The organism is Ruegeria sp. S263 (assembly GCF_056780525.1).
Genome location: NZ_CM165558.1, coordinates 894,148 through 905,752 on the forward strand (window position 1 = coordinate 894,148; position 11,605 = coordinate 905,752).

Genomic DNA, 11,605 nt, shown 5'->3' on the forward strand with positions numbered 1-11,605 from the left:
CAAGACCGGGGGGAAGGAGCGGGGGCCGGATATTGTCTGGCAAGCAAGGGCGAAGATGTGTTTTTGGTAAAAACGGCCGTGGCAATCGCCTCAGCACTTCCTCTTGTATACCATTACATCTCCATGGCAGCTTTAGGTTGCAACCAGCCGCCAATGCACGGTCGCACTGACTAAAAACCAAATAGCAACTGCGACACTAGCGTGCTGACGCTGTCCGCCTTTCCTGCAGATTGATGCGAATTTGGCGCTGTATTAAGTGTGTTACTTCTGGCTGAGCAGAGTTGAGTACGAATCGGCCTCATTGCATTTCCCCTTGTGCTCATTGATCCGTGTCAAGATTTGCGCGGGCAAGAAGTGGTACAGTCAACGGTAATTCAGGGGGGCTCATGGAAGAGTTGATTGAAATCGGAAGATCATTCGTCCAGGCCATGCGTGAGCGCAGGGGCCTTGGAAGTGTTGATGAGATGTATGCCGAAAACGCGCAGTCGATAGAGGCTGTTGTGCCTCCGGTTCGACAATTCCGCGTAACAAAGGGTCGAGAAGCCATCAAAGGAAAAAGAGAGGATTGGTTGGCGTCGCATGAAATCCAAGAACTAGAAGTGGATGGCCCCTACGTCCACCCACCCAACCGCTTTGGAGTGCGCTTCAGAGCTGAAGTGATTCAGAAGGCTACGGGTGAGCGTATGACCCTGCGCGAGATCGCGGTGTATTCGGTGGCGGAGGGCAAGATTGTGCTGGAAGAGTTTTTCATGCTGCCGAAGTAAGAAGAACGAATAACAACATCGGCTATTGGCTGGTTCAATCAATGCGCACGGCTTTCGGGCGAAGTGAAATTCCGGGCGGAGGTCGGGAATGCAACACAGAACAGTGGCATATTATGTAGGAGTTGATGTTGACGACGCGTCGATTTTGGAATGCGCTGAAACTGCCCATATCCAGAACGCGCAGCGCCTCTGCAGCTTCGCCACGCACATCGGGCTCATTATGAGCTTCGGCAAGGTTGCTGACTTTTGAGTGATAGATTGCTGACATGTTGGGATGCAGCACAGGTTGGGGCGCTGGCGCCGCGTTCAAGTCATTTTCCAATTGGGCTTTCCTCGCTTCCAACTCAGCCATTTTGTCTTTGACGGTCGATGCTGTAGCGCCGTCTATCAGTGCTTGGACGAGATGTTCCAGAGCGTGACTTGTCTTGGCGAGTTCAGCTGCTTCGGATGCATGAGACGTTTGTAACATGGCTCGCAACTGATAGGTCTCTGCGACGAACTCTTTGCAAAATGCACGGAACAGTTCTGGGGCCATCAAGTGATCGGAGAGGACGGTGAGCACCCGGACTACAACCTTGGTTCGTGCAACGGACTTACGATTGTTGCAGGTGCCTTTGCTGCGCGCAGCGGAGCAGCCGATGTGTGTTTGCGAAATCACTGCAATGCCACCGCCGCAGGCACCGCAGCGAAGCAGTCCTGACAACAGGTGTTTTGCGCGTCGGGCGTTGCCCATAGCGCGACTCAGGTTGACCCGCTTGGGGAGCGTGGTTTGTTGCTGGCGCGACTTTGCAGCGTCCCATAGTTCCTGTGGAATAATGCGCAATTTCGGCGTCGGCACTGAAACCCAGTCTTCAGGCGAGTTGAGCCGTAAAATCCGGTGCCCGGTTTTAGGATCCTTGACGTAGCGACGCCTGTTCCAAACCAAGCGTCCAACGTGGAGTTCATTATCTAATATACCGGTGCCACGGCTTATGTTGCCGTGAATGGTGGAAGCGCACCATGCTGTTCCTCGCGGCACAGGAACGGTTGAAGTCTACGCTGGAAGCGAAGGCACTCTTGTTCGAGGAAGCTATTTCCAGATTCTCGGTACCAGATCGCGTGGAACTGCTCATTTTTACAATAGTATTTTTCTGAATCCTGTTCCTCGACAGCAACATTACATCGCTGGTTCGCTTCTGTCAGTTCACCGATTGCCTTGTCAGATACAGGCCTGTAGAGCGCGGGCAAATCGGTTTCGTATCTGCCTGTGAATTTATATCGCAGAGCCGAAGAACTTGTGCCGATTTTGAAAGAGCAGACGAATGCGCATAGCCGTTACTTTGTAGCCACCTTCCCGGCGTGGCGGAGTTTTTTCAGCATCGCGTCAATGATGGGTTTTTCGGATTCCGTGGCGGCCAGCAGATCGCTGCGAAGGCCATCTGGCCGTACGCCGCCGAGTAGGAACGGTACCCATATCAGATATCCTGCTCTGATAGCGCAGCAGGCTAACCGAGTACGGATATTGCGGTCCGAATTCATCAAAAGGCCTTCGGAAAGCCGAGGAAGCCTTCGTTGAAGTTCAGCCAGAAAGTTGAAGTCCAGATCCTCGGGCCGCGTTTGTTCGTCAATCGGCAGAGAACCGTGCCGCGCCCGGCGCACGAAAAAAGCAAGAACTTTACTTATCAACTGGTCCTGCCTTAGCGCATCCAGAGCATGCAACCCGTTCTCAAAATAAAAGTCATGGGTTATTTCCTCGGTTCGAAGCGCCGAATCGTATCGGGCTGGGTGGATTTTTCGCGATTCGGACTTCTCGACAAATCGGTACTCCCCGAGAATGGCAGATGTCATAGCGATCCGTTCGGCCAACGGAAAGGCGCAAAGATTGAAGACAGCGTCTTCGACGTGTAGCCCCAGCGTGAATTGCAGGCCGTTTTCTAGAAGAAATCCGCGGCGATAGATGTTGGAACATACGGACAAGTTGGCAAGGCTTTCGGGCTCCTGCGCATAGTTGACACCCGCGTCGCCTACTGACGCTGCGTTGCGTTCAATTGCCTCGCCGTCGCGAGTCACAATACCGGTACCGATATCGGCATAACTGTCGTGCATGGCACGCAAAATAGTAACGATCCCCTCAGGATGATAGAAATCGTCTGCATCCCAGAAATGTACATAGTCGCCGCGGGCTGCAGCGAGCCCGGTGTTGCGGGCCGCTGAAACTCCGCGGTTCTTCGCATGCCGGATCAATTTCCAGTTTTGGCGGGCACAGTATTCGGTGGCGACATCGGCGGATCTATCCGTGGAGCAATCGTCTACGACTATCACCTCCTTGAACGGATAGGCGCAGGCGGTGATCGCGTCCAATGTCTCGTCGATGTGCTCCTCTTTGTTGAAAAGCGCGACGACAATACTGATGCGCGGTTGCACTTCGTCGAAGGCCGACCGACGCGGCACAGACCAGGGTTCGGCCGCGAGCGAGGCGCGTTGTACGGCGCGCAAGCGACGCCATTCCCCATCCTTGTCGAACCGTCTCCGAAGCCGCTCTTCAGGGCTCACACGGTCAGTAGCCGCCTCGATAATCAGCTGCTCCCATTGGGCAAAGATTCGTTCCGGTTCGTAAAGCTCGCTCTCCTCCAGAGCAGTGTCCGCCCATCGTTTTCGGGCTGCGTCATCCGTTGCCGCGCGTAGCATCGCTGCAGCCAGATCCTGGACTTCGTCCGCCCCGCATTCGACCAGCAGGCCATTGTGCTCGTGGACGATCATTGAGTTTGTGCCCGGGCAGCAGGCGAAGCCGATAGACGGCAAGCCATGGCGCGCGGCCTCGGCGACGCAGTTTGGCAGGCCTTCCTCCTTCGACGCGATGACATGAACGTGGGACCGCCCGTATTCACGCCCAATGTAGGGCGTTGGGGAAAAGAGCTTGACGCGCCCCTCCAGTCCTTCTCTCGCAACGAACTTTTCCAGTTCTGGGCGCACCTGATTGCGGACTCCCTCTGCGGAAAAGATGTGGAAATCCCATTCGGGCAAGTCGTCCGCTATCAGGGCGAAAGCACGCACTGCGGCCATCACATTCTTCACCCTTTTCAGACCACCTATATTCAGGAAGATCCTGCGGCCGTTGCCCGACCTGACGGTCAGATCTGACGGCTCGGCAGGTGCGAAGGCATTGGGGAAAGCAACGGAATCTTTCCGAAGCGGCAGGGGCAGGCTATCACGATATTGAGGCAGCGTGAAGCGGACGCGTGTGCAGACGGACATCATCGCAAGTCGCTCCAGCCTTGCATGTTCAAGGGATATGCCCTTCTGCAAGGCCCAGTTGTTGTTGATCACCCGTTCCGGGTTGGACCCTTCGTGCAGGACAACCGGGACGCCGGTTTGACAGGCCGCAAGGATACTAGGGGCCTCTATGGACGTTGCATAGAAATAGACAATTACATCAGGGCGAAAATTCTCTATCCCGCCAGTTAGCGATCGGGCCGATCCGTCGAAAGGAACGTGCTCGACATCGTCGTTTAGAGGATAAAGTGAGCTTCTTCCTGGCTGATCACGATACGAAACTGCAACCACATGACCCTGCTGAGCCATTTGGTTTGCTAGATTTGCCGCGGTCCGCTCCATCCCGCCCGCGCCGAACAGAAGACTTCGGCTGACGATCGAAATACGCAGCGCCCCATTTCGGTCATTCGGGAATATCTTCGTCAAATCTTGCATCTACCTAGTAGCATCTTTTGAGGCTTCGCCCGAATGGCTTTGCGTAGAGCGCCATGGCAAGGAGAGGCGCTTCAGTCTTTTCTGGATCGACCTCTTGTATTTTTCCTTTTTACTCATTTTCTTCTCGCTCTTTGTCTCCTGTTGTAGTTTTTGAAGCCTCGCGCGTTCCGCATTGAGCCGTTCGATTTCTCGCGCCAGTTTCTTGACTTCAGTCTCGTTCGAACGTGATCTCGCAATCGCCGCATTCCGCTCCTTGTCGAGTCGGGCGACATTGGCCTGTAGGGTGGAAAGTTCAGTGTTTAGGACATCTGCAAACTTGGTTTGGATTGCGTCACGCTGCAGTTTCTTGGCCTGCGACGAGAGTCGAACCTCGATTTCCCTCTGGAGTCGAAGTTCGTAGGCTGAGTTAATGGAGTCGATTTCCCGCAACTCCGCAAAAACGGTATCACGGTTGAATTTAGAACCCTCTATCTCATTAATTAGTGACGCGATTCGGCCGGCCAAGGGGTTAGAAACAGGCTGTGCTCGCAATTCTGAACGATTGTATTTTCTTTCGACAAGACGCTCGCGCGCCTCCGGGCTTAACGGGCACGGTGTCGCGTCATCGCCTACATAACTCCATAGTTTTTCGATTTGCTCGACCGGCGCTTTCAGCAACTTTTCATAATGCAGGACGTAACAATTCGCTGCGCTGTCGCGCAGAGCCATGTAGCTACGAACAAAATATGTCCATTCACAAATTTCCCGCGAACGGCCGGTCGCTTGATGGAGAGATTCTATGGTCGAACCGGCGTTTCGGGCGCAAAAGACATATCGAGGAACAATACCGACGTTCTGAAACGCCGAACGGTAAACTGGCAGAAGGAGAGACACACGCGGGTCCTTGAATCCCCAAAGCTTAGGATAGGCAGAGGAGCAATCTGCCAAGTGTTCGCGCAGATCTTGCAGCTCCGGTGAAATCGTTTCTCGGTGGATTTCGCCGAGCGGCCCAAATTCAAGGGACGCGTCGAGTTTGTCAAGAATCCGCTTGTTGATTTCGACAAGCCGCCTGTCCTCGAAGTATCCTTCGGGGTTCATCTCGTTGGGCCGTTCCAGGGTCTTTTCCATCTCGACGCCCAGCTCTCTCAGAATCTTCGCACAAAGCGATGTGCCGCTACGCCCGCTACCAAGAATCACGACTGCGCGGTTACCCGTGTCCTTATCGGTCGAATAGATAGAAGGCACTGCGCGGTGTTCTGACATTGGGACATATCCTCGAGTGGGTTCTGGGCCAACAATCGTCCCGCCACAATGTAAGGTATTATTTGCAACGCCGGATAGAATGCAAGGACGGTGATTGTTGTGTTTACTACGATGTGCCTTTAACAGTCTTTATTGACCAGCTCAAATGCTGGAGATCGCCCGACAGAGGTCACACCAGCGTGCCATTCCAGAAATTTCGCATTGAGAACTTGGAGAAACCCTTCTTTCCGCGGCATGTCGTTGCATGCGCGAATTTTGAGCCGACGGCACTGGCACAGTCGCGCCGGGCGCCGCGCTTGAAGACACGGTTTGGGTTTGTCGGCTCGGCAGAAGGGTTCGACCTGCTACGCTTCGAGGCACCAACGCTTGCGCTCAACCCAAACACGGCACCGGCGGTTCTGGCCTCTGGCCTGATCGATGCGTTAGTCGTCGAATCCGCTCTCGACGACCTTGGCGGAGAGTGGAAACTTTCTTTCTTTGACTGGTCGAGCGCAGGGCAACAGGCTCGAGACTTGATGCGTCTGGCGGCCAATGCCGGTGTGCCGCGTATTGCTCTTATGAGAGGGAATCGTGGACAAGTTCCCCTTTTCGCGCCCCTTGCGATCGAGGCGGATCATGTCTTCGTCTCGGATCCAGCTGTTCAAGATGCGCTCCGCTGCCAAGGGATTGCCGCGGAACTGATCTCGGCAGCATTTCAACCTGCTCTCTATCATGGTTTCGTTGCTGGCCCGGAGCATGCGCCTAGTGCCTTTCGACTTCTGTCGCTTGATCTGGCGCGCGTTGTAACGGATTCTAGAATCGAGGAACTGCTTGACAGCCTTGCTCCATTTGGTCTTTCCCTCTGCTCCGCCGATCATGTCGTAAAGAAATTCCGTGTCGATTTGCTGCCTTCGACTTTAGTCGATGCCTGCCTTGGCACAGTTTCGGCAGACCAACTGCGCCATCTGTTCGCGGCGTCCGATCTGCTTGTCCAGATCGCTTGGCCAGATCGCGACCCGGGGCCGGACGTGCAGCATGCACTTCATGCTGCCGCAAGTCGGTGTGCTGTCGTTATACTAGGTGAGATCGCTGAAGATGACCCGCGACGTGGTTTCGCTCAGATAGTTCATAACCCCAGAGAGCTTCGCGCCTTCATTAGCCGTTTCAAGATGGACCCTGTATGCGCACAGATGAGCATACAGTCGACATGGCGCAAGGTGCACCGAAACCATTCCGCGGGTTCGTTTGCGCTGCAACTAGCTCGATGCGTGGACACGGAGGCTACCGAGCCTCTTGGCCCGCGCGCAACGGTTGTCTCCCCCACCTACCGTCCCGGTCAGATCGAGAAGGTGCTTCAGATGTTTCGTGCGCAGACCTGGTCGAACAAGGAATTGATTGTTGTCGCAAACACCGACGATCCCGGACAGTGGGACAGCGCCGCCCTTTGTCCAGAAGATTGCGAGCAAATAGTGTTTCTACCGCGTCGGTTTAGCCCCTCGACTGCGCTAAATCTCGGCGCTGCTCGTGGCGGCGGTGACTACGTTATTCGCATGGACGACGATGACAACTACGGTCCAAACTACGTCGAAGATCTCATGCTAGGAGCAGCTGCGTTGTGGCCGGACGTGATGGGTAAGAGGGCGGCATTCTTCCACTATGTGGATGACGGTCGCTTACTTATGATCCCTCCAGTGAACAGGCCGGAATTCTATCAAAGCTCTAGGATCTTCTCGGGCGGCGGCCATCTGGCAGGCTTTTCCCATGTCGTTCAACGCTCCTTGTTGAAAAGGTTGGGATATCCGGAGGGAGTCCTCGCCGCTGCTGACACCAGTTTTTTGGCCGCAATCGAAGATGAGGGCAATCTTCTATGTCTCCGCGCAGATGCACTGAATGCAGTGGTTGAGCGCAGAGGAGACAGCAGTAGTCATACTTGGCATGATGCGCCCGATTCCAACGACGAGATCTTTCAGGAACTGAATTTAACCCTTGAAGGGTTATTGGGCCAGATCGAACCGGGAACCTAAATCGGTCTACCTTTGAATTGCGTCTGTCTTGATCGGTTCGGGATTGCCTATTTGTCCCGTTCTTCGAGGCAGTTTTAGGTGTCAGATATGTAGAAACCGCATCCGATTGAGTTTAGGCATGCGCCTGCTCGTTAAGGAAGGCAATACGCATATTAAGACGGGTCGGAGGAGGCTTTGTGATTTAATCAAGTTTTCGAACTAAACGTATGAGGTTAGGCTCGAGGCCCACACTTAGGTATTTAAACTGTCAAGTGACACGGGACGAGGTAAGCGCACCGGTGTAAAGGATTTGGGGCAAAGCCGGGTTCCCATGCAGCTTGGCTTGATGATTGACGAATGAACTGAAGAACACGGTTTGAAGGTTTACTTCTCGGCATTGGTAGGTTGCGGCGCCGACTTTGTCCTAGTTAAAAACCTAAAGGCGCTTGAATATAAACCCTAGATCGTGGCTGACCGGCGCTACACATGGATCACGAAACGCCAAAACTTTTGAGGCCACCACCTCGAAAGTACTTCCAGCCACAAAAGCCCCAAAGCGACTTACGCCTTACTTACGTTCAGCGAGTGTTTAATGTTCCTTCCACTCTATGGCCCTGGTCTAGATCAAATGGAGATGGCTTTTGCAAAGTTGAAGGCACTGATCAGAAAGGCCGCAGTGTGAATAAAATTTTTTCACGAATTCTGGCAGACTGCTCGTCGGTTCCTCAGTTACGAGTATTTCCACAATTTCGTCAAAATCGTAGGAAAAAAAATTCGATGTAACGCGACTCGCTTTAATCCCTTCGGTATTGCAAGAACCAGTCGATCGTTTTTCCTAAGCCTTCCTCCAGGTCAATCTGCGGACGCCATCCGATTTCTCGATTTGCTTTAGCGGCGTCTGCGAAATTGCGCATTACATCGGCCGATGAGCGCTCTCCTCGACGTCGCTCGATTGCGGGTAGGTTGGCTGCGGCGAACTTCTCTTGTAGTACGACCAGCAGTTCGTTCACGCTAGTCTCTCGTCCTGTAGCCACCTGAAACAACTCGCCCGACAATTCGTCGACTGTCGCCGCCAGCCGAATGGCACGCGTCAAATCGTCGATGTAGATAAAGTCGCGCGTCTGATTACCGTCGCCGTTTACTGTTATCGGCTTTCCGGCAATCGCTTGGCGAATAAACGTTGCGACGACCGATCCCTTGCGCCACGAGCGCGGTCCGTAAATGTTTGAGAACCTTAGCGCAACTGTCGGTACACCGAAGGCTACCGAATAAGCACAGCAATACGCTTCCCCAGCTAGCTTACTAGCTCCATAAGGCGAAACCGGACGGGCAGCGATTGTCTCTGTGATCGGGGGTTTTGAGAGGCCGGCCGGCGCACCAGACGAGGCGAAGACAAAGCGCTGCACTCCGGCGGCACGAGCTCCTTCGAGCATGTTGAGTGTACCGTAAATGTTCGTGTCGCAATCCAGACGCGGGTTCTTGACCGAAGGGCCGACACCAGTATTGGCTGCAAGGTGAACAATGATATCAGCCTCCTTTGTCACCCTTATGACCTCATCCATGTCGCGGATGTCGCCCTCGACCACTCCGAGGCGACGTCCGGAAACCCACACCGGAGCATCCGGATCAACAAGAACCGCTGTATCGAGTGGAGAGGCAGTGACAAACTCATCGAACGAACTCTCCGAAAAGTTGTCGAATGCTATGACTTGATCTTTGGCTCGTTCAGACAGAATCTCCGAAATAAGGTTCGATCCAACAAATCCTGTACCACCGGTCACTAACCATTTCATCGCATACGTTTCCATCAATGCCAGACCGGCAATGCGTTCTCGGTTTTTCTAAATTGCCATCCGCCTGACCTTGCTGCTGTGCAATCGGTCATTTAGTTTACACTCTCACTTATAACGAAGGCTTTGAAGCATGCAATCGCGATTTCGCAGTCCGAAGCATCCGGCCGACAATGCTGACGACCCAAAACCCTCCCTACTGAGGAGTCCTACAGCATTTGGAATGCCTTCGTGAGGCCTGCGTATTTGTTTTCAATCAGCTTGCTTTCACCAAGTAATCCATAGACCATGCTGTCCGTCGTAGGAGGATCACGCGCCATGGATGTTCCTATACACCGTATCCGCCCGAAGGCACGGCGCCCATATTACTATGAGGGGCCGACGCCGTTGGACATTCCGGCAGATTCTACTGATTTGCCGCTGGTGACAGCCTAAGCCCTAGCCCGCGCACTGATCGACATGATGCCGGTTATCCAGGCGCGACGGGTAGCACGCACGGCGAATGTGCGGCTCTGCTACATCACTGAAAGGCTGATTGGTTTTTGATTTGTTGTATGGTTCGCGGCTTAACACAAGCGTTAAAAACGTCTGATCTTTTTTGCTACGCTGATACCAAGACTTTAGTCTGCAGTTTGCCGAAACTTGGGGGCGTTGCTCAATGGCCCTGGCGATGACACCAGTTGGTTTAGAGAAGCACAGATCGACGGGGGGACAAGCGCCTGTATCTTTGGCCGACGGCACCGCAAGGCAACGATCCGATATGACGAATCGTAGCTACAAGCGGCTTAACCGTGCCTAGACTTATTTGGTGGGCAGCAAGGCCGGAAGCGTATCGCTACCCGCATTAACGGCTGCCATAGAGTCTTCTTACCAATCTCAGACTTTGCAACTCTCACGATCTATTGGTTGTTAGCTCTAAGTTTAGGCCCAGGGTTGCAGTGCGCTTAAGTCAGCTACACACGTTCGCCATCTAGAAAATTTACTTCTTCCATTTAACGCCTCGGAAGATTTGTTCCTCTACAATCCGATCTTTGTAGCGCGCAGTAAGTTGCATCATCTCATCCATGACGTCGTCTGTCAGGATGTTGGGCTTGAGGCCCAGATCAAGCAGACCTGTATGTGCAGGATTGTAGTAGTGATCCTCCATCTCTTTGCGAGGATTTTCCAGGTTGCGAATTTCCACATCCAGCCCCAAGCGTTTCCCGGACGCCTGTACACGTGATGCAAGGTCATTAACTGAAAATGTTTCCACGAACTGGTTAAATACCCGCAACTCGCCTTTATCAGCCGGGTTTTCAACGGCCAGCTGTACACATTGAAGCGCGTCTTTGAGGTGCAAATAGCCGCGCGTTTGACCTCCGGCACCATAAACTGTCAAAGGATACCCAGCCACTGCTTGAACCATGAAGCGGTTCAGAACAGTGCCGAAAACCTCGTCATAGTTTAGGAAGGAATACAGAGCATCATCATTGTCATTTTCTTCGGTAGCAACACCGTAGACAGGACCCTGCATGAGGTCAGTTACCCTAAGGTCCCACACCCGCACGTAGAACCATAGCATGTCGGTGTCGAGCACCTTAGTCGTGTGGTAGAAAGAACCTGCAGCGCGCGGGAACAGGAAGGTTCCCTTGCGCCCTTTATGCTCGATTTCGATCCACCCTTCCTCAATGTCTATGTTCGGCGTACCGTATTCGCCCATGGTCCCCAGCTTTACCAAGTGGGCATTCGGAGTATACTCGTTCATTGCGTGAATTACGTTGAATGTCGCGCCAAGATTGTTATCAAGCGTTAGGCGCGCCGCAGCGCGATCCAGCATCGAGTACGGAGCAGAAGGCTGTTCTGCATAATGGATAATAGAATCCGGGCGAAACTCTTCGAAAACCGATGAGATAAAATCCCAGTTGTCCAAATCGCCGATGCGGACTGAAACGTCCTTGCCAGATTTCTCGCTCCACAGCCTTGCCCGCTCTTGCAGATTTGGCACATCAAACAAGGCCGGAGTGTTGATTTCCATCATGAGGCGACGACGCAGGTAATTGTCTACGGCCATCACCTCGTGACCTGCCGCCGATAGCTTCATCGCTGTTGGCCAACCAATGTAGCCGTCACCGCCAAGAACAAGAACACGCATGAAAGGATC

General features: G+C 53.5%; 8 protein-coding genes. 2 read left to right on the top strand and 6 right to left on the bottom strand.

Annotated features, from left to right (window positions below):
• Positions 1 to 386: 386 nt before the first annotated feature.
• Complete coding sequence (locus ACT2B1_RS04445; RefSeq protein ID WP_171124669.1) at positions 387 to 764, top strand: nuclear transport factor 2 family protein; 378 nt, start codon at positions 387 to 389, stop codon at positions 762 to 764.
• 34 nt (positions 765 to 798) lie between these two features.
• On the opposite strand, the gene ACT2B1_RS04450 is transcribed toward ACT2B1_RS04445, so the two are convergent.
• The 4 genes from ACT2B1_RS04450 to ACT2B1_RS04465 form a co-directional block, all read right to left on the bottom strand.
• Positions 799 to 1,782 carry a recombinase family protein gene (locus ACT2B1_RS04450; protein WP_481668637.1) on the bottom strand — a complete coding sequence of 328 codons (984 nt, stop codon included), beginning with the start codon at positions 1,780 to 1,782 and terminating at the stop codon, positions 799 to 801.
• On the bottom strand, positions 1,734 to 1,991 hold the full coding sequence (locus ACT2B1_RS04455; protein ID WP_217351028.1) for an FCD domain-containing protein: 258 nt from the start codon (positions 1,989 to 1,991) through the stop codon (positions 1,734 to 1,736). The genes ACT2B1_RS04450 and ACT2B1_RS04455 overlap by 49 nt, the downstream gene beginning before the upstream one ends.
• A gap of 87 nt (positions 1,992 to 2,078) precedes the next feature.
• A complete protein-coding gene (locus ACT2B1_RS04460; protein ID WP_481668638.1) occupies positions 2,079 to 4,451 on the bottom strand; it encodes a glycosyltransferase in 2,373 nt (790 codons plus the stop codon).
• Complete coding sequence (locus ACT2B1_RS04465) at positions 4,452 to 5,693, bottom strand: hypothetical protein (protein ID WP_481668639.1); 1,242 nt, start codon at positions 5,691 to 5,693, stop codon at positions 4,452 to 4,454. It lies immediately after the preceding gene.
• A gap of 179 nt (positions 5,694 to 5,872) precedes the next feature.
• On the opposite strand from ACT2B1_RS04465, the gene ACT2B1_RS04470 reads away from it, so the two are divergent.
• A complete protein-coding gene (locus ACT2B1_RS04470; protein WP_481668640.1) occupies positions 5,873 to 7,696 on the top strand; it encodes a glycosyltransferase family 2 protein in 1,824 nt (607 codons plus the stop codon).
• Between the two features lie 773 nt (positions 7,697 to 8,469).
• On the opposite strand, the gene ACT2B1_RS04475 is transcribed toward ACT2B1_RS04470, so the two are convergent.
• Together ACT2B1_RS04475 and ACT2B1_RS04480 are read right to left on the bottom strand one after the other, a co-directional pair.
• Complete coding sequence (locus ACT2B1_RS04475) at positions 8,470 to 9,468, bottom strand: NAD-dependent epimerase/dehydratase family protein (RefSeq protein ID WP_481668641.1); 999 nt, start codon at positions 9,466 to 9,468, stop codon at positions 8,470 to 8,472.
• 976 nt (positions 9,469 to 10,444) lie between these two features.
• Entirely contained in the window at positions 10,445 to 11,596 is a 1,152-nt protein-coding gene (locus ACT2B1_RS04480) for an NAD-dependent epimerase/dehydratase family protein (RefSeq protein WP_171127040.1), read from the bottom strand.
• Positions 11,597 to 11,605: the final 9 nt, after the last annotated feature.

What these genes read in the sequence shown, in the direction of transcription:
- ACT2B1_RS04445 (WP_171124669.1), top strand. Translation starts at nt 387, where the DNA reads ATGGAAGAGTTGATTGAAATCGGAAGATCATTCGTCCAGGCCATGCGT.
- ACT2B1_RS04460 (WP_481668638.1), bottom strand. Translation starts at nt 4,451, where the DNA reads ATGCAAGATTTGACGAAGATATTCCCGAATGACCGAAATGGGGCGCTG.
- ACT2B1_RS04465 (WP_481668639.1), bottom strand. Translation starts at nt 5,693, where the DNA reads ATGTCAGAACACCGCGCAGTGCCTTCTATCTATTCGACCGATAAGGAC.
- ACT2B1_RS04475 (WP_481668641.1), bottom strand. Translation starts at nt 9,468, where the DNA reads ATGAAATGGTTAGTGACCGGTGGTACAGGATTTGTTGGATCGAACCTT.
- ACT2B1_RS04480 (WP_171127040.1), bottom strand. Translation starts at nt 11,596, where the DNA reads ATGCGTGTTCTTGTTCTTGGCGGTGACGGCTACATTGGTTGGCCAACA.